The 26,987-nt window shown below is 68.7% G+C and carries 22 protein-coding genes; 1 reads left to right on the forward strand and 21 read right to left on the reverse strand.

Features of this window, described 5'->3' with window-relative positions:
* Nucleotides 1–91 precede the first annotated feature (91 nt).
* From P6144_RS09050 to P6144_RS09070, 5 genes are all read right to left on the reverse strand, one after another.
* On the reverse strand, nucleotides 92–1,063 hold the full coding sequence (locus P6144_RS09050; RefSeq protein WP_277767430.1) for a hypothetical protein: 972 nt from the start codon (nucleotides 1,061–1,063) through the stop codon (nucleotides 92–94).
* Between the two features lie 231 nt (nucleotides 1,064–1,294).
* The gene (locus P6144_RS09055) at nucleotides 1,295–2,398 is read right to left on the reverse strand and encodes an acyltransferase family protein (RefSeq protein ID WP_277767431.1); all 1,104 of its coding nucleotides are present in this window, start codon (nucleotides 2,396–2,398) and stop codon (nucleotides 1,295–1,297) included.
* A gap of 105 nt (nucleotides 2,399–2,503) precedes the next feature.
* Complete coding sequence (locus P6144_RS09060) at nucleotides 2,504–3,226, reverse strand: GDSL-type esterase/lipase family protein (protein WP_277767432.1); 723 nt, start codon at nucleotides 3,224–3,226, stop codon at nucleotides 2,504–2,506.
* Nucleotides 3,227–3,288: 62 nt separating this feature from the next.
* A complete protein-coding gene (locus tag P6144_RS09065; protein ID WP_277767433.1) occupies nucleotides 3,289–4,446 on the reverse strand; it encodes a DUF1501 domain-containing protein in 1,158 nt (385 codons plus the stop codon).
* 5 nt (nucleotides 4,447–4,451) lie between these two features.
* A complete protein-coding gene (locus P6144_RS09070) occupies nucleotides 4,452–6,041 on the reverse strand; it encodes a DUF1800 domain-containing protein (protein ID WP_277767434.1) in 1,590 nt (529 codons plus the stop codon).
* Between the two features lie 227 nt (nucleotides 6,042–6,268).
* Between P6144_RS09070 and P6144_RS09075 the strand changes: the two genes are divergently transcribed.
* Nucleotides 6,269–6,544: a hypothetical protein gene (locus P6144_RS09075; protein ID WP_277767435.1), complete on the forward strand. Its 276-nt coding sequence runs from the start codon at nucleotides 6,269–6,271 to the stop codon at nucleotides 6,542–6,544.
* Between the two features lie 64 nt (nucleotides 6,545–6,608).
* Here the strand turns inward: P6144_RS09075 and P6144_RS09080 are convergent, their stop codons facing one another.
* The 16 genes from P6144_RS09080 to P6144_RS09155 form a co-directional block, all read right to left on the reverse strand.
* Nucleotides 6,609–7,775: a deoxyguanosinetriphosphate triphosphohydrolase gene (locus P6144_RS09080; protein ID WP_277767436.1), complete on the reverse strand. Its 1,167-nt coding sequence runs from the start codon at nucleotides 7,773–7,775 to the stop codon at nucleotides 6,609–6,611.
* Nucleotides 7,776–7,949: 174 nt separating this feature from the next.
* A complete protein-coding gene (locus P6144_RS09085; protein WP_277767437.1) occupies nucleotides 7,950–9,809 on the reverse strand; it encodes an SPOR domain-containing protein in 1,860 nt (619 codons plus the stop codon).
* Between the two features lie 90 nt (nucleotides 9,810–9,899).
* Complete coding sequence (gene ftsZ, locus P6144_RS09090) at nucleotides 9,900–11,453, reverse strand: cell division protein FtsZ (RefSeq protein ID WP_277767438.1); 1,554 nt, start codon at nucleotides 11,451–11,453, stop codon at nucleotides 9,900–9,902.
* Nucleotides 11,454–11,567: 114 nt separating this feature from the next.
* The gene (gene ftsA, locus P6144_RS09095) at nucleotides 11,568–12,827 is read right to left on the reverse strand and encodes a cell division protein FtsA (protein WP_277767439.1); all 1,260 of its coding nucleotides are present in this window, start codon (nucleotides 12,825–12,827) and stop codon (nucleotides 11,568–11,570) included.
* Between the two features lie 83 nt (nucleotides 12,828–12,910).
* Entirely contained in the window at nucleotides 12,911–13,810 is a 900-nt protein-coding gene (locus P6144_RS09100) for an FtsQ-type POTRA domain-containing protein (RefSeq protein ID WP_277767440.1), read from the reverse strand.
* Nucleotides 13,807–14,742 carry a D-alanine--D-alanine ligase gene (locus tag P6144_RS09105; RefSeq protein ID WP_277767441.1) on the reverse strand — a complete coding sequence of 312 codons (936 nt, stop codon included), beginning with the start codon at nucleotides 14,740–14,742 and terminating at the stop codon, nucleotides 13,807–13,809. Before P6144_RS09105 ends, P6144_RS09100 begins: the two co-directional genes overlap by 4 nt.
* Nucleotides 14,739–15,641 carry a UDP-N-acetylmuramate dehydrogenase gene (gene murB / locus P6144_RS09110; RefSeq protein ID WP_277767442.1) on the reverse strand — a complete coding sequence of 301 codons (903 nt, stop codon included), beginning with the start codon at nucleotides 15,639–15,641 and terminating at the stop codon, nucleotides 14,739–14,741. The genes P6144_RS09105 and murB overlap by 4 nt, the downstream gene beginning before the upstream one ends.
* Nucleotides 15,638–17,056 carry a UDP-N-acetylmuramate--L-alanine ligase gene (murC, locus tag P6144_RS09115; RefSeq protein WP_277767443.1) on the reverse strand — a complete coding sequence of 473 codons (1,419 nt, stop codon included), beginning with the start codon at nucleotides 17,054–17,056 and terminating at the stop codon, nucleotides 15,638–15,640. Before murC ends, murB begins: the two co-directional genes overlap by 4 nt.
* Entirely contained in the window at nucleotides 17,053–18,204 is a 1,152-nt protein-coding gene (murG, locus tag P6144_RS09120; protein WP_277767444.1) for an undecaprenyldiphospho-muramoylpentapeptide beta-N-acetylglucosaminyltransferase, read from the reverse strand. The genes murC and murG overlap by 4 nt, the downstream gene beginning before the upstream one ends.
* Entirely contained in the window at nucleotides 18,201–19,430 is a 1,230-nt protein-coding gene (locus P6144_RS09125; protein WP_277767445.1) for a putative peptidoglycan glycosyltransferase FtsW, read from the reverse strand. Before P6144_RS09125 ends, murG begins: the two co-directional genes overlap by 4 nt.
* Nucleotides 19,427–20,716 (reverse strand): UDP-N-acetylmuramoyl-L-alanine--D-glutamate ligase, encoded by a 1,290-nt coding sequence (gene murD, locus P6144_RS09130; RefSeq protein WP_277767446.1) that lies wholly within the window; start codon nucleotides 20,714–20,716, stop codon nucleotides 19,427–19,429. The genes P6144_RS09125 and murD overlap by 4 nt, the downstream gene beginning before the upstream one ends.
* Nucleotides 20,713–21,783: a phospho-N-acetylmuramoyl-pentapeptide-transferase gene (gene mraY, locus P6144_RS09135; protein ID WP_277767447.1), complete on the reverse strand. Its 1,071-nt coding sequence runs from the start codon at nucleotides 21,781–21,783 to the stop codon at nucleotides 20,713–20,715. The genes murD and mraY overlap by 4 nt, the downstream gene beginning before the upstream one ends.
* Nucleotides 21,783–23,162 carry a UDP-N-acetylmuramoyl-tripeptide--D-alanyl-D-alanine ligase gene (gene murF, locus P6144_RS09140; protein WP_277767448.1) on the reverse strand — a complete coding sequence of 460 codons (1,380 nt, stop codon included), beginning with the start codon at nucleotides 23,160–23,162 and terminating at the stop codon, nucleotides 21,783–21,785. The genes mraY and murF overlap by 1 nt, the downstream gene beginning before the upstream one ends.
* A gap of 127 nt (nucleotides 23,163–23,289) precedes the next feature.
* Entirely contained in the window at nucleotides 23,290–24,708 is a 1,419-nt protein-coding gene (locus P6144_RS09145) for a UDP-N-acetylmuramoyl-L-alanyl-D-glutamate--2,6-diaminopimelate ligase (protein ID WP_277767449.1), read from the reverse strand.
* The gene (locus P6144_RS09150) at nucleotides 24,705–26,420 is read right to left on the reverse strand and encodes a penicillin-binding protein 2 (protein WP_277767450.1); all 1,716 of its coding nucleotides are present in this window, start codon (nucleotides 26,418–26,420) and stop codon (nucleotides 24,705–24,707) included. The genes P6144_RS09145 and P6144_RS09150 overlap by 4 nt, the downstream gene beginning before the upstream one ends.
* Nucleotides 26,417–26,986 (reverse strand): hypothetical protein, encoded by a 570-nt coding sequence (locus tag P6144_RS09155; protein WP_277767451.1) that lies wholly within the window; start codon nucleotides 26,984–26,986, stop codon nucleotides 26,417–26,419. Before P6144_RS09155 ends, P6144_RS09150 begins: the two co-directional genes overlap by 4 nt.
* Nucleotide 26,987: the final 1 nt, after the last annotated feature.

The raw sequence follows: 26,987 nt of genomic DNA on the forward strand, positions 1-26,987 counted from the left end.
AGCACCCCCCCCCCCCGCCCGCCGCCGCCACCGCCCCCCGCCGGCGCCGCGGGCCCCGCCCCCCCCGCCCCCCCCCCGCGACCAGCGGCGATCAGGGAATGTTGGAGACCCGGCCCTGCCAGGCCGTGGCAGTGAAGAACTCACCGGTGCCGCTCTTGAACGCGGCGCCCGCGGTCGCGTCGCCCTTGAGCTGCCAGGCGAGCCAGGCGGTGGGAAAGCCGAGATAGCCGTACACGCCGTTGGCGCAGGATTTGAGGAAGCCGAGCAGGCCGCAGCCGGGCGTGCCGGTAACGTCGTTGTGATTGGCACCCTTCAGCAGCCCCTTGGCCTTCTGCATCGCGGCCGGAGTGGCGTTGTAATAGGCGGTCTGCGAATTGAGCTGGGTGCCGCCGCTCTGCGTGTCGGGCGCGATCAGGCTGTCGGCGGTGCCGCTGACATAGAAGATCGATCCCGAACCGCCCGTGAGCGTGGGCGTGAGCAGGCAATTGTCCGCCGGGTTGCACCAGGTCTGGCTGGGCAGCTCGAACGTCACCGCGGTGCGGATCGCGCCGCCGGAGTGGAACATCGCGTTGGCGGCGCCGGAGGCACCCTGCGAATGGCCCGCCGCGCCGACATGGGTGAAATCGATGCGGTGATAGAAGGGGCTCGCCGGATTGGCCTCCTCCGCCTGCATATAGGCAAGCGAATCGAGCACGGTATTGCCATAGCCGGTCTGCTGGTCGCGCGTGGCCACGACGACGAAGCCCCAGCTCGCGAGATGCTTGAGCCAGACGGTGTAGTTGTCCGGCGTCGAGCCCGTGCCGTTGGCCCAGACCACCAGCGGCAACCGCGTGGTCAGCGAGGCGATGTTCGACGGATAGAAGACGTCGCACTGATTGCCCTTGGAATCGCAGGCCGCGGCGGAGCGCAGCTGGGTCGTCGCGAACGATCCATTGGCGTAATATTGCGTCTCGACCGGGCCGGTCGGCGCGTTGGGGACGGATTGCGCCGCGGCCGGCTGGGCGGCGGCCAATGCTGCGGCGGAAACCAGCGTCGCGAATATCGCCTGGGACACTCTCTTCATCTGCCTCTCCTTGCGCTTGTCGTTCTTCTCCTTCGAACCGCGTGGACAGCGCCGGGCCGAACGGTTCGGCCGCGCAGAAAGGCATCAGGGACAGGGCTGTTCGCCGGGCGCACCGCGTCGTGCGCGGATGCGCAGATATTCCTCCCCTGATCGCCGATCTCCGTCGGTCGTCAGAGGCTAGGCTTACATTTACATGCAATCAAGAATGTATGTTTCTTGAGTTGGCGCGACTCACTCGGCAGCCACTGCCCGCGCCTTCCCTGGATCGGCGCCGTTGAGCAGCAATGCCGCGAGCGGGGATCGCCGCACGATCACGCGGTGTGCGCGGTAGGAAAGCCAGCCGGCCAGCCCCACCGTCAACGCATAGGCGGCATAGGGATCGAGCCGCAGCGGATCGAGCAGCATGTCGAGCAGCAGGATGATCGGGAAGTGCAGCATGTAGATCGTGAACGCGGCATCGGCGACGCGGCGGAACATCGGCGGCGTCTCGCGGATCAGCAGCGCCGATCGCAGGATCAGCACCGTGACGGCAGGCGGGCACAGCGTGGTGGTGACGAGGTTGAGCGGGCTCATCGGCGTGGCGAACAGGCTGTCGCCCTGCCCCGGCAGCAGCCGCGATGCCAGGCACAGGCCGAAGACCAGCGCCAGCACGTTGAGCGCCGGCCCGGTGCGCGCAGTGACGCGCCGAAGCAGCACGGGCGAGCCGGCCAGCACGAGTCCGGAGAGATAGAGCGGCGCATAGCTGACGATCTGGTGGAGCGTCCAAACCGCGTTCTGCCAGGGCCCTGCCAGGGCCGCCGCCGTCGCCACCGCCTGCACGAGCAGGAGCGACACGCCGCCGACCGACAGGATGGTGAGCGTGACCGAGGGGCGGCTCTGCTCCGCCCAGGCATCGATCCGCGCGAAGATGCCCTGCGCGCGATCGGCGCGATAGATCCACCAGGTGATCGGGGCATAGAGCAGCAGATCGACCAGGAACCAGAAATGCCACCAGCCGAGCGCCGGCAGCGGCGGCATCAGGCTGCCATACCAGTGCCAGCTGAGGACCACGCTCATCAACGGTGCCAGCACGAACAGGCCGAATGCCGTGGGAACGCCGATCTGGAAGCTGCGCCGCGCCAGCCAGGCATCGGCACCCCGCTTGCGGATCGCATAGAGGCTGAGCAGCCCGGCGACCGCGAAAAAGGCGCCCATGCGGAAATTGGCGGAGATCCGGGCGATCAGATCGAACAGCGGAATATCGGCTTCCTGCACCATCGTCGCATGCAGGAACAGGCCCGCAAGCATCAACAATGCCCGCCAGTTATCCAGCCCGGCTATACGCTCGCCTTGCAAGATCGCCCCCTCAGCGCTGCGAAGTGCTGTTCGACGGCGTCCGGTCTAGGCGCGATATGTTAAGCGATTATTCCGGTTTCGAACCAAAATGGCGTGATCGCCGATTTAACTGCGATCCGGATTGCAGCGCTCTACCACTTCGGGCTTGAACCGCGCATCGAGCGTGCGGCGCAGCGCGACCTTCCAGCGGCGATAGCCTTCGTCGTTGAGGTGCAGTCCGTCTTCCTTGAAGAAGGGCCCCGGCCGGCCGTTTTCGAGCAGCAACGGCACGATATCGACATAGGCGATGTCGGTTCGCGCCAGCGCGATCGCCTTCGCCGCGGCGTTGTACTGGTCCTGCGCCACGCGCTGCTCCCAGCGGGTGGGGCTGGGCTTGAGCGAGATCAGGAACACCGGGGTCTTGCCGAACAGCTTCGACTTGATCTCGAGGAAGGCGCGCAGATCGGCGACCGTGTCGGCGACGCTGCGGCCAAAGGCGAGGTCGTTGTCGCCGGCATAATAGACGATCGCCTGGGGCGCCCGCTTCGCCTCGTCATGCGCGAAATGGAGGTTCAGCTCCGACATGGTGGCGCCGGCGATGCCGCGATTCTGCGCATACCAGGGAGAGAGGTCCTGCTGGAGCGAGGCCCAGCGGCTCATCGACGAGCTGCCGACGAACCACAGCACGCAGGCGCCCTGCTTCTGCGACGCCCCGGGCAGCGGCTCGCGCGCGCGCATCCACATATAGGTGCCGAAAATGCCCGAGAAGATCGCGAGCGCCAGCATGCACTTGCCGAGAGCGGCGAGCGCGATGCGGAGCGGGGATTGCGAAACCGGCGGCGTGGACAAAGGCGAGCCTCAACCTGCGATCCCGCCGCTATGGCCGATCGCAGGTTAAGGCCGGGTTCCCGTCAGGCGCGCAGCAGGTCCTGGAGCGGCCGCGCCGCCTGGAGCTCGGGGAACAGCTTCTTCGCGGCGCTCTGCGGCACCAGCCCGAAATGCGCGGACAGCGTCGAACTGATCACCGTGTCGAGCCCGGTGGTGGGCTTGAGGTCGCGATTCTCGTAGAGCGCGGCATCGGCGAGGCCCGGCCAGTCGGCGAGCACCCTGCCCCCGTTGACCGCGCCGCCCATCAGCATCGCGCAGGATGCGGTGCCGTGATCGGTGCCCTGGGTGCCGTTGACCTTCACCGTGCGGCCGAACTCGGTGGCGACGAGCACCACGGTGTTGGCCCAGAGCGGGCCGAGGCCCTTTTGCAGCTCGCCGATCATCTTATCGAGGCCGTTGAGCTGGCCGGCAAGGCGGCCCTTCTGCCCGGCATGCGTGTCCCAGCCGCCGGTCTCGATCATCGCGATGCGCGAGCCGCCCGGCGCCGAGAGCATCTTGGCGGTGAGCGCGCCGGTGTCGGCGGCGTTCTTGCCATTGTCCGAGGCGAGGTCGTTGGTCAGCACCTTGGTCGCGGTGGCCTGTTCCCAGATGCCGTGGAGCTGCGCGTCCTGCTGGTACATCTGGCTGACCCGCATCAGCAGGTCGTCCGAGGCATCGGGCAGCGACGACGGCGCATAGCTCGCCACCTCGACCGGGCCGCGCAGCGCCATCGGCACGGTGGCGGCGAGCGCGATCGCCTTGTCGTCGGCGGGCAGCATGGTCAGCAGCCGGTTGAGCCATCCATCCTTGAGCTGATAGGCCGAGGTGCCGCCGGTCTCGAGCACGTTCTGCCCGTCGAAGTGCGAGCGGTCGCGATAGGGCGAAGCGACGGCGTGGAGGAACAGCGCCTGCTTGGCGCCATAGAGGCCGTAGATGTTCTTCATCGACGGGTGCAGCGCGAACATGTCGTTGAGCCTGGGCGCCGAGGCGAAATCCTCGGCGAGCTGGCCGCGCTGGCCGGCATAGGCGGGGTCGCCCACCGGTGCGACGGTGTGCAGCCCGTCAGCCGCGCCGCGCTGGATGATGAAGACGAAGCGCCGCTCGGTCGCCGCCCGGGCAAAGGCGATGCGCGAGCCAAAGGCAGTGGCGAGCATGGCGGAGGCACCGAGCCCCACGAAGTTGCGACGGGAAAGTGCGGTCATCGGGCTTACCTCCGCATGAATTCGGGAGAGACGAGCATCAGGGCGAGGCCCTGGCCCGGGCTCTCGGCGCGGGCGATCGACTGGGCGGTGCCGGCGCTCAGCGCATCGGGGAAGAGCTGGGCGGCGCGCTGGCGCGCGTCGATCGTGTCGCGGGCGCGCGCGGCCATGCGCTCGGCCGCCTCGACCCGGCGCATCACCGCGTCGGGCCCGGCCCAGGCGCCGGCGACATCGTCCCAGCCCGCGGGCGAGCCCGGCTTCCAGGTCGGCTGGCCGAGCTGGCCCATCAGCCCGTTCACGGCCTGGGGCTGGACCTGCTGGGTGCCGAGCGCGCGCATCGCCGAGATCGACCATTCCCAGGGCGACTTGAACTTGGCCGGCTTGGGCGCCCAGCATTCGGGCGCGGCGATCAGCGCGCGATAGACCGTGGGCAGGTCGCCGCCCGAAGACAGGAATGCCTTTTCGAGCCGCGCGACCAGCGGCGCGGGCGGATCGTCGCTGGCGAAATGGCGGGCAAGCTTGGTCGCGATATGGTGCGCGGTCGCCGGATGGGTGGCGAGATGGTCGAGCACCGCGGCGGCCTGATGCTCGCCCTGCTGGCTCCATTGCTTGCCCAGGATCGTGCGCGTGCCCGGCTCGTGCAGCCGATCGGCGAAATAGAAGCTGCCCGGCGCGCCATCGGTGAGGCGTGCGCCCGGCCCGCGGCCGATCCCGGCAACGGTGAAGCCGGTCATCGCGCGGGCGAACTCGGTGACGTCCGCCTGGGTATAGACACTGCGCACGCCGAGCGTGTGGAGCTCCATGATCTCGCGCGCCAGATTCTCGTTGAGGCCGCTGCGCCGGCCGCGCTGGCGCTGCGCGATCGCGCTGTTCGGCCCCACCGACACCGCCTGGTCGAGATAGAGCAGCATCGCCGGGTGGCGCTCGACCGCGTTGAGCATGTCGCCGAACTTGCCCATCACATGCGGGCGGATCGCCTCGAACTCCAGCGTGCCCGAAAGCCCGACCAGCTCGAGCTTGTCGGCCGAGACGGCGAAATGGTTCGCCCAGAAATGGACGAGCCGTTCGGCAAAGGGCGTGGGCGAAGTGATCGCGGTCAGCGCGCGGGCGGAGACCATGCCGACATAATATTGCCGCTGCTCGCGCCCCGCCTCGCGCCGGGCGATCATCGCGGCATCCTCGCCCTCATAGAGCTTCTTGCCGGCGGGCTTGCCCTGCATGTCCTGCATGCCCTGCATCTGGGCGCCGGCGGGCCTGGCGGTCATGCCTTCCTGCATCGCCGGGGCGCCCTGCATGTCCTGCATCGTCGCGCCTTCGGCCATGGCCGGCTTGGCGCCGGCGGGCTGCGCCGGCCCGGCAGGCTGGGGCTGGCGCTCGCGGCGGGGACCCTCGGCCTGGCGGAGCAGCCGCTGGCGCTCGTAGAAATCGCCGAGCGCCTGCGCGACCTGCGCGCTCGGGGGCTGCGCGGCGATCGCCTGCGGCTTTGGATCGAAACGCTCGATCTGCCCGGCGAGCCATTTGCGGGGATCGCTCCCGGCATCCTCGCCCGGCCTGGCGCCGAGCCCGAAGCGGTTAAGCGCGATACTGGCGTCCGTCATACGGTTCCCCTGTGAGCTTATGTGTCCGGGCTACGCCTAAACTGTCGCAGAAGTTTGCCACCAATTCGGTTCAACGCCGCAACCCTTCCTTTCGCCGCTTGCGTTTCGTGCAACCGTACCTTCCAGCCTTTGCGATTGTCGTTTTTGCTGCGTCGCAACATAAGTTGGCGCAAGAACAGAACACACTGGATGCCGATCTGGCTTCTTTATCAACAAGGAGAAAGATCGTGACGAAATTCTTTTTCACGGCCGCTGCCGCCGTCCTGACCTTCGCCGCTCCCGCCGCGTTCGCCGGCGACCGCACCTTCACCCATGAAGGCGTGACCTACACCTATTCGGTGACGAACAAGGACAAGGCCCAGGTTCTCGAGGGCAAGACCAGCGAAGGCGGCGAGTTCCGCCTGTCGGTCCAGAACGGCTGGGTCGACGGTTACGTCAACAGCACGCGCGTCTCGTTCCGCGCGCCCAAGGAGAAGGCCCCGTCGCAGGTCGCGGCGCGCTGAGCCTTCCACCAGGAAAAAATCGGGCCGGGGCGGTGACGCTCCGGCCCTTTTTCTTGCCCGGGCGTCAGAAGCCCTCGGGCAGGTCGATCGTGCCGACCAGTTCGCGGTAGCGCGCGATCGCATAGCGATCGGTCATGCCGGCGATGAAATCGGCGATGTGGCGGCTGCGCGCCGGCTCCTCGGCCGGCAGCGCGCCGGCCCATTCGGCTGGCATCAGGCCGGGATCGGCGCGATAGGCGGCGAACAGCCCCGCCACCACCGTATGCGCCGCGTCGGCCGCTGCGAGCTGGCTCGGATGGTGGTAGAGATTGGCGTACATGAAGCGCTTGAGCCCGCGCTCGGCCTCGCGCATCCCATCGGAGAAATGCGCGAGCACCTGGCCGGCGGCGCGCACATCGGCGACCGTCTCCACCCCGCTCTCGGCGATCCGGCCCTGCGTCGCGTCGATCAGGTCGTTGACCATCGCGCCAATCTGGGCGCGGATCAGCTCGCTCACCAGCCGCCGCCGCTCCCCGCCGGGGAATTTCGCCTCCACCTGGCGCCAGCCCTCGGCGATCATCGGCACTTCGAACAGCTGGTCGAGCTGGAGCAGCCCGGCGCGCAGCCCGTCGTCGATATCGTGATTGTCATAGGCGATGTCGTCGGCGATCGCCGCGACCTGCGCCTCGAGCGAGGCCCAGCTCTCGAGCTCGAGCGGGAAGGCGGCATCCGCCTCGGCCAGCGCCCATTCGGGATGCGTCACCGGGCCGTTATGCTTGGCCAGCCCTTCGAGCATGTCCCAGGTGAGGTTGAGCCCGTCCCATGCCGGATAGGGCCGCTCGATCGCAGTCAGCGTGCGCAGCGTGTTGCCGTTGTGATCGAAGCCCCCCTGCCCGGCCAGCGCCTCGTTCAGCGCCTTCTCGCCGGCATGGCCGAAGGGCGGATGGCCGATGTCGTGCGCCAGGCACAGCGCCTCGGTCAGATCCTCGTTGAGCCCCAGGGTGCGGGCGATCGCGCGGCCGATCTGCGCGACTTCGAGGCTGTGGGTGAGCCGCACGCGGAAATGATCGCCGTCGGGCGCCATGAACACCTGGGTCTTGTGGCGCAGGCGGCGGAAGCTGATCGAGTGGATGATCCGGTCGCGGTCGCGCTGGAACGCGTCGCGCGGGCCCCGCGCGGTGCCGCCGGGCTCGGAATGGAGGCGACCGCGGCTGGCTTCGGGGGTGGAGGCCCAGGAGGAAATTGCTTTCACCGGGGTGCCGTAACAGCCCTCCAGCTCTCCGTCATCCACCCATTCGTCATCCCCGCGAAAGCGGGGACCCATCTCGTGTGCGCGCCACAATCGCAGCGGCAGTAAATTGAGATAGCTCAGGAGATGGGCCCCCGCTTTCGCGGGGGTGACGCCAATAACTGGATGCCCGAGGGATTACAGCGCCAGCTTGGTTACCTTCTGCCCGGCTTCGCTGGTGAACACGAAGGCGGAGACGCCGGCCTTGCCCAGCGTGTTGACGAAGGCCTGAGCTTCCGCGCCGGTCTTGAACGGGCCGGCGAGCACGCGGTTGGTGGCGCGCAGCGGGGTGGTCCAGGCGGACTTGCCCTTCATCGCGGCGGGCGCCTTGGTGACCACGCCCTTCCAGGCCTTGGCCAGCGTATCCGGGTTGGCGCCGCCCGCCACCTGCACCCAGACGCGTGCCGGATCGGTCTTGGCCGGATCGGGCTTCTTGGGCTCGGGCTTCTTCGCCTTGGGATCGGGCTTGGTGCCCTCCTTGGCATCCTCAGCCGCGGTCTTGGCCTTGGGATCCGGCTTCTTCGGATCGGGCTTGGCCGCGACCGGCTTCGGCTCCGGCTTGGGCGGTGCCGGCGCGGGTCTCGTCTCGACGACGCGCACGGGCTCAGGCTCGGGCGCGGAGACCGGCACGGGATCGGTCGGCGTGGCCGTTACAGTGGCGAGTTCCTCCGCCGGAATGGTGATTCCGCCGACGATCGCAGCGAGGACCGAATCCTCCTGCCCCACCCTGGCCGGGCCCGGCGGCGCAGGCTCGGGGCGCGGCGCCGGGCGCACCACCACCGACTCGGCGCGGGCCAGCGTGGCCGCGGCGGGCGCCGGCGTGAAGCTGGGCGTGGGAGTCGGCGCTGGCGTGGGCGCCGGGGCCGGCGTCACGCGCACCGGGGCCGAAGCCACACGGACCGGCGCGGGCGTCGGAGTCGGCACAGGCTTGCGCTCGACGACTTCGTTCGGCTCGTCCTCGCGCCTGGGTGTCGGGATCGGCTGGACGATCGCTTGGGCGGGCTGCACGAAGCGCGGCGGCGGCGGCAGATCGGCATCGGGCGCCGGCTGGGGCGCAGGCGCCGCCGGCTGGCGCGCCGCGGCGATGGCGGCGAGCTTCTCGTCGCGCTCGCGATCCTTTTTCGAACGACGGTCCCTGCCCTTGGGCTCGGGCGCAGGCGCCGGCGCGGGCTGGACGGCGGCGACCTGCACCGGCCGGGGCGCCGGTACATAGCGCGGCAGATCGGGCGCCAGCCGGGCATCGGCAATCCGCGCCTGGGTGGGCGAAAGTTCGCCGAAATGCACGGCAAAGGCGCGATCGGCCGGGCCCAAGGTCGCCAGGCGGCGGAAGAAGGGCGACAGCGCCTGCCCCATGGTTCCCGGCATCATGCTGGCGGCGATCTTCTCCGCGCCCGCCGTATCGCCGCTCATCGCCAGGATGAAGGCACGCGCGCGCCACGCGGCGCGATCGCTGCGGCGAAGCAGCGGCTCCAGCGTGCGCATCGCCTCTTCGCGGTCGCCGGTGATGCCCTGCGACAGCGCATAGCGGCGCACCGTCTCATCGTCGCGATCCGCCGAGAGCGCCAGCTTGTAGTCGCGCTGGGCGAGCCCGGGCTGGCCGAGCAGATCATAGGCAAAGGCGCGATCGGCGGCATATTCGCGCGCCGGCACGCCCTTGGCCTCGGCTTCCTGGAACAGGCGCAGCGCCTCGCCCGGCCGTTCGAGCCGGACCAGCGCCATACCGCGGCCCGCCGCGATCCGGGGATTGCCCGGCTCGAGCGCTTCGGCGCGCTGGAAAAAGGCAAGCGCGGCGGACGTGTCGCCCAGCCGCGCGCTGGTCATCCCGGCATCGAGCAGCGTGCGCACGTCGCGCGGATCGCTGGCAAGCGTACGGATATCGTTGGCCAGTCGATCCGCATCGGGATTGGGCCGGGCGACGATTTCGGTCTGGGCGAAAGCGGGGGCCGCGCCCGCGATCAGGGCAAGCGCTGCGGCGCCGATAAAAGGAATCCGGTTCATGTCCCCGCCAGCTTGCGCTTCGTTACGCTGAACCGCCAATGGACGGGGCCGGCCGGCTCGCCGAAGCGAGGCCGGCCGGCGACCAATGGCTTACTGGTTGTTCTGGCTGCGCAGGAAGCGCGGGATGTCGAGCGGATCCTTGTCGTCGTCATCGTCGGACTTCGACGCGCCGCGCGACGCCATCGCCATGCGCTCGAACAGCGTGCCGCCGCTCTTCTTCGCCGGCTTCTCGGCCGGGATCGAAGGCGCGGCTTCCTCGTCGTCGCCACCGGTCAGCCAGCGACGGCGCGAGGTCGGTACGGGTGCTGCCGGTTCGTCGATCGGCGCGGCGGGCGCTTCGGGAACCAGGCTGTCGGCACCAAGCACCAGCTCGTCCTCGTCGGCGTCCTTGCCGTCATCGACCCAGCTCGCCTGGGCCGGCTCGGCCTGGGCCTGCGGCTCGGGCGAATAGGCTTCGGGAACCGGCGGAGTGAGCGGTGCGAGATCCTCGGGCGCTTCGGGCTGATAGGCCTCGGGCACCGGCGGCGCGAGCGGCGCCTCCTCTGCCACGGGCTGCGGCGCGACATCGGGCTCCGGCGCGGCCGCGGCGGCCGGCTCGGCAGCCGCGGTGCGGCGCGGGGTGGAGAAGGAGAAGACACGCGGCTGCTCGGCGGCGCGCGGCGCGGCCACCGGCTGCGCATCGGCATCGATGCCGGTCGCGACGACCGAGACGCGGATCTTGCCCTCGAGCTCCGGATTGAAGGCCGAGCCCCAGATGATGTTCGCGTCCGGATCGACCAGCTCGCGGATGTGGTTCGCCGCCTCGTCGACTTCGAGCAGGCGCATGTCCTCGCCGCCGGTGATCGAGACGATCACGCCCTTGGCGCCGTTCATCGAGACGCCGTCGAGCAGCGGGTTGGCGATCGCCTTCTGCGCGGCGATGAGCGCGCGGTCGTCGCCCTCGGCCTCGCCGGTGCCCATCATCGCCTTGCCCATCTCCTGCATCACCGAGCGGACGTCGGCGAAGTCGAGGTTGATGAGGCCGGGCATGACCATCAGATCGGTGATGCCGCGCACGCCCTGCTGCAGCACCTCGTCGGCCATCTCGAACGCTTCCTTGAAGGTCGTGTTCGCATTGGCGATCAGGAACAGGTTCTGGTTCGGGATGACGATCAGCGTATCGACATACTTCTGGAGCTCGTCGATGCCTGCCTCGGCCGAAGTCGCGCGGCGCTTGCCTTCGAAGGCGAAGGGCTTGGTCACGACACCCACTGTGAGGATGCCCATGTCGCGCGCCGCCTTGGCGATGACCGGGGCAGCGCCGGTGCCGGTGCCGCCGCCCATGCCGGCGGCGATGAACACCATGTGCGCGCCTTCGAGCGCCTTCTGGACGCTGTCGATGGTCTCTTCAGCGGCGGCGCGGCCGATCTCGGGCCGCGAGCCGGCGCCCAGGCCCTGGGTGATCTTGGCGCCCAGCTGGATGCGGTGGCCGGCGCTCGACTGCTTGAGCGCCTGCGCATCCGTGTTGGCGACGATGAAGTCGACGCCCTGCACGTCGGCGCGGATCATGTTCGCGATCGCATTGCCGCCCGCGCCGCCCACACCGACTACGGTGATCTTCGGGGTCAGCTCGTCCACGTCGGGCGGAAGGAAATCGATACTCATCGCCTTGTTCTCCCTGCGCCCGGGTGGCTGTCACAGGCGCGTAATCTGGCTCCCGTTCTGCACGAACGCCGGGGGCGACTCTAGAGGGAACGCGAAGTTACCAACGCATTTCTTCTAATAATTCGCCCGGAACGCCGCGATTAGCCGCTGCATCAGGGCTCCCGGGCTCGCCTTGGTCACCAGCTGATGATTCGGCTCGAGCGCGCGCAGGTCGATCGGATCGGCCGCCGCGAAGCGCGCCAGGCCCGCCAGCGTGGCGAAGGCAGGCCCCGCATGCGCCTCGGGCAGCGCCACCAGCCCCTTGGGCCGGCCGACGCGCACCGCGCTGCCGAGGAACTGCTGGGCATAGTCGGCCACGCCCTTCAGCTCGGCGCCGCCGCCGGTGAGGACGATCTGGCGGCCGGCGGGATCCTCGAAGCTCAGCTTCTTCAGCTCCTTCTGGATCTCGGCCATCAGCCGCTCCAGCCGCTTGCGGATGATCGCGTTGAGCTGCGCCTTGGTGATGCGCGGACCCTCGGCACCGTCATCGGGGATGGCGGGCACCACGTCGATCATCTCGTGATTGTCGCGCGGGCTCAGGTTCGCCGAGCCGTGGAAGCACTTGGTGCGCTCTGCCCAGGCGCGCGCGGTGCCGAAGGCCGAGGCGATGTCGTCGGTGATGTCGGCCGAGCCCATCGCGATCGAGGCGAGCCCCGACAGCACGCCCTGCGAGAAGACCGAGACATTGGTGACGCCTGCGCCGATCTCGACCAGCGCGACGCCGAGCTCGCGCTCCTCGTCGGTGAGGCAGGCCAGGCCCGTCGCGACCGGCGCGGCGATGATCGACCGGACTTCGAGATGCGCCGAGCGGACGCAGTGATCGAGGTTGCGCACCGGTGCGCCGTCGGTCGCGACGACATGGATGTCGACGCCCAGCCGCTCGGCATGGAGCCCGAGCGGGCGGCGTACGCCGGCCAGGCCGTCGACCGTGTAGCGGGTCGGCTGGGCATGGAGCACCATCTTGCCCTGCGGATCGATCGCGTCGCGGCCGGCCTTGAGCAGCTCGTCGATGTCGTTCTGCTCGATGCGGTGGCCGCCGAGATCCGATTCAAGGCGCACGATGTCGGAGATCAGGCCGCCGGCGGAGAAGCTGACCCAGACGTCTTCGATATTCTGCCCGGCGATGCGCTCGGCCTGCTCGACCGCCTCGCGGATCGCCAGCTCGGTCGCGTGCATGTCGGCGACATAGCCGCGCTTGACGCCGCGGCTCTCGCGCTGGCCGGTGCCGAGCACCACCAAAGTGCCGTCATCGGCCTTCTGCGCGATCAGCGCCGAAACCTTGGACGAGCCAACGTCCAATGCCGTGATCAGACCTTCCGGTGCTGCCTTCGCCATGTGCCCCTATACCCCAAAAACGCTTAACTGCAGATTCAACCTTATGAATCAGTCTTTTCGCCCAATGGCAACTCCGGAATTCATCATAATCCGGTTGCAGGCGGTGCGCCGATCGCCGCGGGCCGGCGCACGACCAGGTTGCCGCTGTCGGGATCGCGCATGTCGAACCCCAGATTGCCGCGACCGAGCAGGCGCAGCGCACCGTCCTTTTCGGCAAAGGTCTTGAGCGCCGTCTTGGCCTCGCCCTCGCCTTCGGGGAGCTGGAGCTTCTCGCCGGTGTCGAAGATGATGTCCCAGCGGCGGTTGCCCACCCAGGTGGCGGCGCGGACCAGCGGCTTGAGCGCAGGCGCGCTGTCCATCAGGTCGCGGCGGGCGGGCTCCATCGAATTGGCGCCGTCGCCGATCAGCAGCGGCAGATCGGGCATCGCCTCGCGCGAGACCGGCTCGAGCGGCACGCCGCTGGGATCGATCAGCATCAGCTGGCCGTGATTCTGCCAGATCGCCGCGGGCTCGCGCTCGACGATGTCGATCAGCAGCTTGTCGGGCAGCCGGCGCGAGACGCGGGCGTCCTTGATCCACGGATAGGCTAGCAGCTTGGCGCGGACATCGGCCAGGTTGACCAGCGGCATCGCGCGGGCATTCTGATCGAGCACCTGCTGATAGACGGTCATGCGGTCCATCCGCTTGAGGCCGTTGATCTGGATGGTGTCGACGCGCAGCCCCGCCTCGCCCACCGCCTGGGCCGCGCCGGTGCCGATGATCTGCGGCACGCCGAACCAGGTGGCGACGGTGACCGCGCCGATGCCGAACATGCCGACGATGCCCCAGGTCGCGATGCGGGTGAGCGTCGCCTGGCTGAACGGCAGCGCGGCGAGCAACTGGTCCATCAGCCCGGGCTGCTTGCGCCGCGCCTGCTGCTTGCGCTTCGGCGCCGGCTTCGCCCCGCGACGGGTGGCCGTCCGCTTGGCGGGAGGCCGGCTCATCCGCGATCCACCTCGCCCAGCGCCTCATCGACGATGCGCTGGCACAGCTCGGGATAGGAGATGCCGAGGTGGCGCGCCTGCTCGGGCACCAGGCTCAAGGGCGTCATGCCCGGCTGGGTGTTCACTTCGAGCAGGAACAGTCCTGCAAGGCCCATGCTGTCGTCCCAGCGGAAATCGGAGCGCGAGGTGCCCTTGCAGCCGAGCAGCTTGTGCGCCTCGAGCGCGATGCGTTTGCACGCCTCGGCGATCTCGTCGGGGATCTCGGCCGGGCAGACATGCTCGGTCAGCCCGTCGGTGTATTTGGCGTCATAGTCGTAGAAGCCGCTCTTGGGCTTCAATTCGGTGACGCCGAGCGCCTCGCCGGCCAACACCGCGGTGGTCAGTTCGCGCCCGCGGATGAACGGCTCGGCGAGCAGCTCGTCGAACTCCTGCCACGGGCCCCGCGCATCGGGCGCGATCGGATTGCCGTAATTGCCTTCCTTGGTGACGATGGCGACGCCCACCGACGAGCCTTCGTTGACCGGCTTGAGCACATAGGGGCGCGGCAGCGGATCGGCCTGGTGCAGCTCCTCGGTCTTCACCATGCGACCGCCGGGCATCGAGATGCCGTGCGGCACCAGCGCCTGCTTGGTCAGCTGCTTGTCGATCGCGATCACCGAGGTGACCAGCCCCGAATGCGTATAGCGCACGCCCATCAGGTCGAGCATGCCCTGCACCGTGCCGTCCTCGCCCGGGGTGCCATGCAGCGCGTTGAACACCACATCGGGCTTCGCCGCCGCGATCTTCGCGGCGACGTCGCGGTCCATGTCGATGCGAGTTACCTGGTGCCCCAGGCTTTCCAGCGCGTCGGCGATGCCCGCGCCGGACATCAGCGACACCTCGCGCTCCGCCGACCAGCCACCCATCAATACGGCGACGTGCAACTTGCTCACTTATCGATCCCTATCCGCTGGATTTCCCACTCCAGCTCAACCCCCGACTGCGCCTTCACCTTGGCGCGGACGTCCTCGCCCAGCGCCTCGATGTCTGCCGAGCTAGCATTGCCCAGATTGAGCAGGAAATTGCAGTGTTTTTCGCTGACCTGCGCATCGCCGCGCATCAGGCCGCGGCAGCCGGCCGCATCGATCAGCGCCCAGGCCTTGTGCCCGTCCGGGTTCTTGAAGGTCGAGCCGCCGGTCTTCGAGCGCAGCGGCTGCGATTCCTCGCGCGCCGCGGCGATGCGGTCCATCTCGGCCTGGATCACCGCCGGTTCCTCGGCATGCCCGCGGAAGGTCGCGCTGATCACGATCGCGCCTTCGGGCAGTTCGCTGTGACGATAGGTATAGCCCAGCGCCGCCAGTTCAAGCACGCGCCGCGCGCCCGAACGCAGCACGACCTCGCACTCGACCAGCACGTCCTTGACCTCGCGGCCATAGGCGCCGCCGTTCATCCGCACGAAGCCCCCGACCGTGCCGGGGATCGAGCGCAGGAATTCCACGCCGCCGATACCGGCGTCGCGCGCCTTGGACGAAACCAGGATGCCCGAGGCCCCGCCGCCGCAGCGCAAGGTCGTCGGATCGAGCTGCTCGACCCCGGCAAAGGCCTTGCCGAGCCGAACCACCACGCCCGGCACGCCGCCGTCACGCACGATCATGTTCGAGCCGAGGCCCAGCCCCATCACCGGCACTTCGGGATCGAGCGCCGCCAGGAAGGCCGACAGGTCTTCGGCATCGGCCGGCTCGAACAACCACTCGGCAGCGCCGCCGCTCTTGAACCAGACGAGCGGCGCCAGCGGCGCACCTGAAGTCAGCTTGCCGCGCACGGGAGGGAGCGCGGTGGCGACCTGGCTCACGCCGCGCTCTCCGCCTTCGCGTCCTCGATCGCGCCGGCAAGGTTGGCGGCCCATTTGGTGATGTCGCCTGCACCGAGGCAGATCACCATGTCGCGTGGCTGGATCACCCCGGCGAGCGTGCGCGCCAACGCATCCTCGCTATCGATCGAAGCGACCGCGCGGTGGCCGCGCCGCTGGACATTCTCGACCAGCGCATCGGAATTCACCCTGTCGATCGGCAGCTCGCCCGCGGCATAGACCGGCGTGACATAAACCATGTCGGCGTCGTTGAAGGCCTGGGCGAACTCGTCCATCAAATTGCTCAGCCGCGTGAAGCGGTGCGGCTGGACGACGGCGATCACCCTGCCCTCGGCGCTCTCGCGCGCCGCCGCCAGCACCGCGCGAATCTCGACCGGGTGGTGGCCGTAATCGTCGATAATCGTGACGCCGTTCACTTCGCCGACCTTGGTGAAGCGCCGCTTGACGCCGCCGAACTTGGCGAAGCCCTGCTGGATCGTCGCATCGGGGATGCCCAGCTCGAGCGCCACACCGATCGCGGCGAGCGCGTTCTGGACATTGTGGCGGCCCGGCATCGGCAGCTCGATCCCCTCGATCGAGCGGGTGGTGCCGTCGCGGTTGCGGATGATCGCCTCGAAGCGGTTGCCGCCATGATGCGGGGTGACGTTGACGCCGCGCACATCGGCGCTGGCGGCAAAGCCATAGGTCACGATCCGGCGGTCGCGGACGCGCGGGATGATCGCCTGCACCTCGGGATGATCGAGGCAGAGCAGCGCCGCACCGTAGAAAGGCACGTTCTCGACGAACTCGACATAGGCGTCCTTCGCCCGGTCGAACGAGCCATAATGGTCGAGGTGCTCGGGATCGATGTTGGTGACGATGGCATAGGTGCCGTCGAGCCGCAGGAAGCTGCCGTCGCTCTCGTCGGCCTCGACCACCATCCACTCGCTGTCGCCGAGGCGCGCGTTCGAGCCATACTGGTTGATGATGCCGCCGTTGATCACGGTCGGATCCACCCCGCCGGCATCGAGCAGCGCCGCGACCATCGAGGTCGTCGTCGTCTTGCCGTGCGTGCCCGCCACAGCGATGGTCGACTTGAGGCGCATCAGCTCGGCGAGCATTTCGGCGCGGCGCACCACGGGGATGCGGCGCTGATAGGCGGCCTCGACCTCGGGATTGGTGCGCACGATCGCAGTGGAGACCACCACCACCGCGGCATCGCCCAGATTCTCCGCCTTGTGGCCGATGGTGACGGGAATGCCGCGACTGCGCAGCCCCTGCACGACATAGCCCTCAGCCACGTCCGAACCCTGCACGCTATAGCCGAGATTGTGCATCACCTCGGCAATGCCCGACATGCCGATGCCGCCGATACCGACGAAATGGATGGTACCGATGTCCTTTGCGACACCCTTCATGCGAACGCTGGCCTTCCCTGCATGGAGATGCGCTGGCCCTTGATCGGAGCCTCCGGCGCATCGATGGATTCGACAAGATCGGCAAGATCGCGCGTGGCGTCGGGCCGGCCGACGCTGCGCGCCCGGGCCGCGGCGTTTTCGAGACCCTGGGTATCGAGCCCGAGCTTCTGGATCTGCTTGGCCAGCTCCGCCGCGGTGAACGCCTTTTGCGAGATCGTGCGGGCGCCGCCGGCGGCGGTGATCTCGCGCGCATTGGCAGTCTGGTGATCGTCGGTGGCGCTGGGCAGCGGCACCAGGATCGCCGGGCGGCCCGCCGCGGTCAGCTCCGAGATGGTCGAAGCGCCGGCGCGCGCGATCACGATGTGCGACCAGGCGAGCGTGTCGGCCATGTCGGTGATATAGGTGGAGACATCGGCCGGGATGCCGTGGTTCTGGTACTTCGCCCGCACCGTCTCGATATCCTCGAGCCGCGCCTGGTGCGTCACCTGCAGCCGGCGGCGGAAATGGACCGGAAGCAACGCCAGCCCGTCGGGCACCACCTGGCTGAGCACGGTTGCGCCCTGGCTGCCGCCGGTGACGAGCACGCGGAAAATGCCGTCCTCCTCGAGCAGCGGATAGGGCCGGCTGCGCAGCGCCAGCACCGCCTCGCGCACCGGATTGCCGACGAGATGCGTCTTGGCCTGCCAGCCGGGCTTGAGCCGGTCGACCTGATCATAGGAAGTCGCGATCGCATCGACGCGGCCGGCGACGAAGCGGTTGACCCGGCCGAGCACGGCGTTCTGCTCGTGGATGATCGTCGGCAGGCCCGCGCGGAACGCGGCGAGCAGCGCCGGCAGCGCCGGATAGCCGCCGAACCCGATCACCGCCGAGGGCTGGAGTTCCTTGTAGAGCCGCAGCGCCATCGAGCGGCCGGCCATGATCTTGCCCGCCGCGCGGATATAGCCGAGCGGGCCGCCGCCCAGCCGACCGGCCGGAAGCACATGCGTCTCGACGCCGTCGAACAGGCCGGGGAAGCGCACGCCGCGATCGTCGCTCACCAGCGCGACGTGATGGCCCCGCTCGGCCAGCTCCGCCGCCAGTGCGGCCGCGGGCACCATATGCCCTCCGGTGCCGCCGGCTGCGAGGACATAGCTTCGGGACTGAGTCATGCTTTGGTGCTCCAGCGGCCGGTATAGGGCGAGCGCTTCAGATACGGGTTTCGGCGCGTGAAGGCGAGCAGCAACCCATAGCCGATCGCCAGCGCGATCATCGACGAGCCGCCATAGGAAATGAAGGGCAAGGTCATGCCCTTGGACGGAGCGATGCCGGTGTTCACCGCCATGTTGATCAGCGACTGCACGCCGAACTGTGCCGCCAGCCCCGCCGCGGCGAGCAGGCGGAAGGCGTCGTCCTCGTCGAGCAGCTTCATCAGCACGCGGATGACGATGGCGAAATAGAGCGTGGCGATCACGGCGCAGGCGATCAGCCCGAACTCCTCCCCGATCACCGAGAAGATATAGTCGGTGTGTCCCTCGGGCAGCTTGAACTTCATGATGCCGTTGCCCGGCCCGCGCCCGAGCAGCCCGCCCGAGGTGAGCGTGTCGTGCGCCATCTCCACCTGGTAGCGCTCGGCAAGCGCGGCGTCCTTGGTGGGGAACAGGAAGTTGTCGATGCGGGTGCGCGCGGTGCCGTAGAAGAGATAGGCCGCGACCACGCCGGCCACCGCCGTGCCGCCCAGCCCGGCGATCGCCGCCGGCGAAATGCCCGAGATCATCAGCAGGATCAGCCACACGCTGCCGAACACGATCGTCTGGCCGAAGTCCGGCTGGAGCATCAGCAGCACACCCACCAGCGCGGTGAGCCCGCCGGTGATGAACAGCACCGGCAGCTGCGGATCCTTGGCGCGGAAGCTGAGCATCCAGGCGGTGGAGACGATGAACAGCGGCTTGAGGAACTCGGAAGGCTGGAAGGCGGCGAACTCGGGGCCGATCCAGCGCTTGGCACCGTTCACTTCGTGGCCGAGGATCGGCACCAGCGCGAGGCAGACGATGAAGACCCCCGCCCCGATCAGCGCCAGCCGCCGCGCCAGCGTGACCGGCAGCATCGACACGGTGATCAGCACCGGCACCGAGACGCAGACCCAGACGAGCTGGCGCCAGAAATAGTGCATCGCCGGCATGATGTGGCTGGCGTCGGAATAGCGGCGCGCAGTGGCGGGCGACGCGGCGGCGACGGCGACCAGGCCGATCGCGATCAGCATCAGCGCCAGCGTGAGCAGCACGCGATCGACTTCCCAGAACCACATGCCCGCGCGCGTCTTGCTCGCGCGGCCCAATTGAGGCTGGCCGCGGCGGCGGGCCTCGGGCACCGCTTCCTGCGGCACGGTCTCGCTCATCCCAATGCCTCCACGGCATCGCGGAAGGCCTGGCCCCGCGCCTCATAATCCTTGAACTGGTCGAACGAGGCGCAGGCCGGCGACAGCAGCACCACCTCGCCCGGCTGTGCCTGCGCCGCGGCGCTCTGCACTGCGACGTCGAGCGTGCCCGAGCGCTCGACCGGCATCTCGCCTTCGAGCAGCTTGGCGAACATCTCGCCCGCATCGCCGATCGTATAGGCCTTCACGACATGCGGGAAACCGGGCCGGCACGCGTCGAGATCGTCGGTCTTGGCCTTGCCGCCCAGGATCCAATGGATCTTCGGATAGGCCGAGAGCGCCGGGGCGGTGGAATCGGCGTTGGTCGCCTTGCTGTCGTTGACGAACAGCACGCCGTTCATGGTCTTCACCCGTTCCATGCGGTGCGGCAGGCCGGGGAAGCTCTCCAGCCCCTTGTCGATCGCGGCCTTCGAGATGCCGAGCGCCTCGCAGGCGGCGATCGCGGCAAGCGCGTTCTGGGCGTTGTGCGGCCCCTGCAGCGCCGGCCAGCGCGACTGGTCCATGCACACGCCGGGCGCGATCTTCGTCAGGTCCTCGCTGCGCCCCGACACCGCGACCTCGCGGGCGATCGCAGCGGAAGGCGCGTCGCCGATGCCGATCACCGCGGCATGGCCCTTGCTCTGCATCGCGAACAGCCGCGCCTTCGATGCCGCATAGGATTCGAAACCGGCATAGCGATCGAGATGATCGGGGGTGATATTGAGCAAAACCGCGACATCGCAGTTGAGACTATGCGTGAGGTCGATCTGGTAGCTGCTGAGTTCGAGCACATAGACGCCGCCTTCGGGCAGCGGCTCCTGCCCCAGGATCGGCAGCCCGATATTGCCGCCAAGCCGCGCGGGAATGCCGGCGGTCTCGATAATATGGTGGATCAGCGCGGTGGTGGTCGACTTGCCGTTGGTGCCGGTGATCCCGACAACGCGGTGCGCGGGCATCTCGGCGCGGGCCTCGGCGAACAGCTCGATGTCGCCGATCACGGGGACGTGCGCAGTCGCTGCCTTGAGCGCGATCGGATGCGTATTGAGCGGCACGCCCGGCGACACCGCGATGCCGGCGAAGCCGGTCAGGTCGATCTCGACGGGATCGGCAAGCTCGGCGCCCTGCACCCTGGTGCGCGCAACCTCGCTGGAATCCCACGCCACGACCTCGGCGCCCGACGCCACCAGCGCGTCGACCGTCGCCAGCCCCGAGCGCGCAAGCCCGAGCACCGCATAGCGTTTGCCGCGCCAGGTGGTGCTGGTGATCACCGAAGCTTGAGCGTCGCGAGACCCGCCAGCGCCAGCACGAAGGCGATGATCCAGAAGCGGATCACGACCGTCGGCTCCGACCAGCCGAGCTGCTCGAAATGGTGGTGGATCGGCGCCATCTTGAAGATGCGCTTGCCGGTGCGCTTGAAGAAGAACACCTGGATGATGACGCTGAGCGCCTCCATCACGAACAGGCCGCCGATGATGCCGAGGACCAGCTCGTGGTGCGTGGTGACGGCGATCGTGCCGAGCGCGCCGCCCAGCGCCAGGCTGCCGGTATCGCCCATGAACACCGCCGCCGGGGGCGCGTTGAACCACAGGAAGGCCAGCCCCGCGCCGACCATCGCGCCGCAGAAGATCGCCAGATCGCCGGCGCCCGGCACGTGGGGGATGCCCAGATAGGTGGCGAACACCTTGTTGCCGGCCAGGTACGCGATCAGCATGAACGCCATGCTGGCGATCACCACCGGCATCGTCGCCAGCCCGTCGAGCCCGTCAGTGAGGTTCACCGCATTGCCGAACGCGACGATCACGAAGGCGGCGAAGGCGATGTAGAAATAGCTGATGTCGGGATGGAAGCCGCTGAAGAAGGGCACGTAGAGCTGGGTGCCGTTCTGCGAGCAGATGATCGCCGCGGCGATGCCCGCGATCGCGAACTCGCCGATCAGGCGCACCTTGCCCGATACGCCCGCGGTCTTCTGCTTCCGCACCTTGTCGTAATCGTCGAGGAAGCCGATCATGCCGAAGCCGAAGGTGACGAACATGCACGCCCAGACATAGGGGTTGCGCAGGTCCATCCACAAAAGCAGCGAGAGCATGAGCGAGGTGAGGATCATCAGCCCGCCCATCGTCGGCGTGCCACGCTTGGCGAGATGGCTCTGCGGGCCATCGTCGCGGATCGGCTGCCCCTTGCCCTGGCGGACGCGCAGCCAGCCGATGAAGCGCGGCCCGATCACCAGCCCGAGCAGCAGCGCCGTCGCCACCGCACCGCCGGTGCGGAACGAGAGATAGCGGAACAGATTGAAGACCCCGGGGAAGCCGAGCAGGTCCGCGATCCAGTACAACATCAGGCAGGTGCCCTTTCCGCCAACGCCGCGACCACGGTACCAAGCCGCACGCCGTTCGACCCTTTTATGAGAACCGCGTCGCCGGACTGGAGCATGTCATCGAGCCTGCCCAGCGCGGTCGCCGCGTCGGGCACATGGACGAAATCGACGCGCCCCTCAAGCGCCTCCGCGAGCGGCGCCATCGCTTCGCCGACGAGAATGGCATAATCCACCCCGGCGGCCTCGATCGGGCCGGAGAGCTCGGCGTGGAAGGCAGCCGAATGCTCGCCCAGCTCGCGCATCTCGCCGAGCACCGCCAGCTTGCGGCCCTTCTCGTGCGCCAGCACCTCGAGCGTCGCGCGCATAGAGGCGGGGTTGGCGTTGTAGCTCTCGTCGATCACCAGCGCCTCGCCGCTGCCGGTAGGCACCACCAGCCGTGCGCCGCGCCCGGCCAGCCCGCCCAGCTCGGCAAGCGCAAGGCCCGCCAGCTCGAGGTCGCCGCCCACCGCATCGACCGCGGCGAGGATCGCCATCGCGTTCGACACCCAGTGCGCGCCCGGCTGCGAGAGGGTGAAGCTCAGCTCGCGCTGCCCGAAGCGCGCCGTGACGAAGGTACCCCCCGTCCGCGTGCGCATCGTCTCGACCGCGCGGTAATCGGCGCCTTCGCCCAAACCGAAGCTGACGATCTTTGCCGCATAGGGCTTCGCCGCCGCGATCAGCCGGTCACGGTGCGGGCTATCGAAGGGCACGATCGCGGTGCCGCCGGGCTCCAGTCCCTGGAAGATCTCGCCCTTGGCATCGGCGATCGCCGCTTCATCGGCGAAAAAGCCCATATGCGCCGGGGCGATCGTGGTGACGATCGCGACGTGCGGACGCACCAGCCGGGTCAGCGCCGCCAGCTCGCCGGCGTGGTTCATGCCCATCTCGAACACGCCGAACCGCGCATTGCGCGGCATCCGGGCGAGGCTGAGCGGCACGCCGGTATGGTTGTTGTAGCTCTTGACCGAGCGATGCGCATGGCCGGGGGCATTGCGCTCCAGCGCGGCGAACAACGCTTCCTTGGTGCCGGTCTTGCCGACCGATCCGGTGACGCCGATCACCTTGCCCTGCATCCGCGCACGACTCGCCACGCCCAGCGCATCGAGCGCCGCGGTGGTGTCCGCCACGGTGACGTGCGGATAGTCGGTCGGCTGCGAGACGACCGCGCCCGCCGCGCCCTGCGCGAAGGTCTGGCCGAGGAACTTGTGCCCGTCGGTGGTCTCGCCCTTGAGCGCGAGGAACAGATCCCCCTGCCCCACCTCGCGCGAATCAAAGGCGACGCCCGAGACTTCGAAGTCCGCAGACGCCGTGCCGCCGGTCGCCTGGGCGATCTCGGAGGAAGTCCAAAGGCGAACGCTCATAAGCCCCTCCCCTTCAGGGGAGGGGTTGGGGTGGGGGCCGTCCGCGAGCGATAGTCTCGGTGAGACACATGCCCCACCCCAAACCCCTCCCCTGAAGGGGAGGGGCTTAAGAAGGAAAAGCCCGCCTTCACGCCGCGCACTCCCGCGCCACGGAGACGTCGTCGAACGGCAGCACCATGTCGCCAACGATCTGGCCCTGCTCGTGTCCCTTGCCGGCGACCAGCACGATGTCCTCGCTCCCGGCCATGTCGATCGCGGCCTTGATCGCCTCGCGGCGCCCGCCAATCTCGATCGCGCCCGGCGCGCCTTCAAGCACCTGGGCGCGGATCGCCGCCGGATCCTCGGAGCGCGGATTGTCGTCGGTGACGATCACCACGTCGGCGCCCGCCGTCGCTGCCTGGCCCATCGGGGCGCGCTTGCCGGTGTCGCGGTCGCCACCGGCGCCGAACACGATGATCAGCTTGCCCCTGGTGTGCGGCTTGAGCGCCGAGATCGCCGCTTCCAGTGCATCGGGGGTGTGCGCATAGTCGACATAGACGGGCGCGCCGACCTTGGTGATCACCGCGCGCTCGAGCCGCCCGCGCACCGGCTGGAGCCGGCTGAGGTCGCCCAGCGTCTGCGCCACGTCGCCGCCCGTCGCGATCACCAGCCCGGCGGCGACCAGCGCATTGGCGGCCTGATAGGCGCCGATCAGCGGCAGGTTTACCTTGTGCGTCTTGCCCTCGGCCTCGATCACCAGCCCCTGGCCGAGCAGCGTCGGCTCGCGGCCCACCAGGCGCAGCGTGCTGCCATGCTCGCCCACGGTGATCAGCTTGTTGCCGCGCGCCCGCGCCAGATCCTCGATCCGCGGGGAATTGGGATCGTCTGCCCACACCACCGCCGTGCCGCCGTCCATGTCGAGCACATCGGCAAACAGGCGCATCTTGGCGTGGAAATAGGTTTCCATGTCGCCGTGATAGTCGAGGTGATCGCGGCTGAGATTGGTGAATGCCGCGGCCTTCACCGGCAGGCCCTCGGTCCGGTATTGCGAGAGGCCGTGCGACGAGGCCTCGAACGCGACATGGCTCACGCCCTCGCGCGCCAGCCCGGCGACGTTCGAGAGGAAGGTGACGATGTCGGGCGTGGTGAGGCCGGTGCTCACCGTGTCGTCCGCAGTGGTGACGCCCAGCGTCCCGATCGAGGCGGCGTGGAAGCCGCGCATCCGCCAGAGCTGGCGGGTCATCTCGACGGTGGAGGTCTTGCCGTTGGTGCCCGTCACCGCCACCGCGGTGCCCGGGAAGGGCGCGAAGAACTTCGCCGCCAGCCGGGCGAACTTCTCGCGCGGATTCTCGTCTGCGATGTGAAGCGCGCCTTCCACCTTCGCCCCGGGCCGGGCGACGATCGCGACCGCGCCGGCCTTCACCGCATCGGCAATGAAGTCCTCACCGTTGAACCGCGCCCCTTCGAAGGCGCCGAAGATCGTGCCGGGCGCGACCTTGCGGTGGTCGATGGCAAATCCGGTGACGACGGCGCTCTCCCCGCCCCCCGTCAGCGCGCCGAGTTTCATTCGGGATCCTTCTTGTCGGCGTCGGGGCCTGCCCAGATCAGCGGCAGCAGCTCGCGCTCGTCGATATCGCGGTTCGCGTCAGGCACCACGCCCAGCAGCGAGCCGGTACGGCTCACCACGCGGCCGACCACCGGCGCCACCGTCCAGGCGGCGGTGGTGCGATAGACGCCGATCGAGGGATTGGCTTTGGGCGAATCGAGCATGGCGATCATCACATAGCGCGGCGCGTCGATGGGGAAAGCCGCCGCGAAGGTCGAAACGTTACGATGCTTGTCGTAACCACCTTCGCTCGCAGCTTCCGCCGTGCCGGTCTTGCCGCCGATGCGGAAGCCGGGCGCATCGCCCTTGCGGCCGGTGCCCTTGAGCACGATCAGGCGCAGCAGCTGGCGCATCCGCGCGCTGGTCTCCGGCTTGAACACGCGCGTGCCCTGGGGCGGGCGCGCGGGATCGACCCGGCGCAGCGTCGCCGGGCGCAGGATCCCGCCATTGACCAGCGCGGCATAGGCCGTGGCGAGGTGAAGCGGGGTCACCGCGATGCCATGGCCATACGCGGTAGTCATTACCGTGACCCGGCCCCAGCTCGACGGCCAGAGCGGCCGCGCGCTCGCACCCAGCTCGATCTCGGGCTTCTTGTCGAAGCCGAGCCGACGGAAGATCTCCTGCATCTTCTCCGCGCCCAGCTCGTCGGCGATCCGCGCGGTGGCGATGTTCGAGGAATAGATCAGCGTCTCCGGGATGTTGAGCCAGCGGAACTGCTCGTCGCCCGGATCGTCGTGAATCTTGAAGCGGCCGATCTGGAGCGGTACCGTCGCATCGAAGCGGCGCGACATCGAGGTGATCGTGCCGGTATCGATCGCCGCCGCAACCGCGATCGGCTTGAAGGTCGACCCCAGCTCATAGACGCTCTGCGTCACGTTGTTGCGCGGCGGCGGGCCGCCGATCGCGTTGGGATTGAAGGCGGGAAGCGACGTCATCGCAATGACTTCGCCGGTCTCGACATCGAGGATCACGCCCGCGGCGCCGCGCGCCTGGAGCTGCGTCATCGCGGTGCCCAGCTCGTTCTCCAGCGCCGCCTGCACGCGCAGATCGAGCGACAGCGCCACCGGCTCGCCGCGCTTGGCGGGATCGGAGAGCTGCGCGTCGAGCACCTGCTCCATGCCGTAGCGGCCATGGCCGGTGCTATCGATATAGCCGAGCACGTGCGCAGCGAGCGTCGACTGCGGATAGAGCCGGTCATTCTCGCGCTGGAACTCGACCGCCGGCTGGCCCAGCGCGTTCACCTGGCTCACCAGCTCGGGCATCGCGTTGCGCTTGAGATAGGCGAAGCCGGTGTTCGACTTCAGGATCGCATAATAGCGCTCGGCGCTCTGATCGGGGATCAGCGCCGCGAGCTGCTTGGCCAGCTCGGCCTTGTCGCCGATCACCTGGTTCGGGTGGATCGCGATCGTCCAGGCATCGATCGAGCGGGCGAGCGGCGCACCGCGCCGGTCGACGATGTCGCCGCGCGGCGGCACCAGCGTGGTCGCGATGTCGCGCGCCGTCGCCGGCTCTGCCCAGATCGCGAGAAAGGCGAGCTTGCCGACGACGAGCAGCATGCCGAACCCGAACAGGATCGACAGGATCATCAGGCGGACCTGGGCGGTGGCGACAAGCGCCTGACGGGCATCGCCCGTACGGCCCTTGCGGGCCGGCGGGGCGACGACGACGATCAACGGAGCGCCAGCTTCTCGCGCTGCGCCAGCTTCTTCAGGTCATCGATGGTCGAGGTGCTGAGCACGCCCTTGTCGGCCATCGCCACCCGCTTGTCCGCCTTTTGCATGAGTGCGTGAAGTTCCCTGTCCTGCTGCGCCACGCTCTTGCCCGAAGCCGGCGCCGCTGCTGCGGGGGCCGCCTGCACCGGCTGGACCGATGCCGTCGCCACCGCTGCGACGGGCTGAGCCGCCGGCGCGCCGGTCGGAACGATCAGCGAAGCGTTCTGAATCTGCGCGGGCTGGTCGAGGCTGGCCAGCGCAGTTTCGCCGGCCAGATACTGGCCGGGAGCCGGCGCCGCAAGCGCCAGCACCTCGCCGTTCCAGCGCTCGATCTGCGCCAGGTTCGCGCGCGTCTGGAACTCGGTCTCCAGGCTGCGGATGTCCTTCTGCGCCTGCAGGATCGCAGTCTTCATCCCGTTGAGCCGGGCCTGCTCGGCCGCGCCGTGCGAGTTGACCATGTAGCATGCCGGCGCCACCACAACGCCGCAGAGGAACCACCCAAGTCCCTTGAAGCTCTGAACCGACATC

The organism is Sphingomonas sp. HITSZ_GF (assembly GCF_029543155.1).
Taxonomy (GTDB): domain Bacteria; phylum Pseudomonadota; class Alphaproteobacteria; order Sphingomonadales; family Sphingomonadaceae; genus Sphingomonas.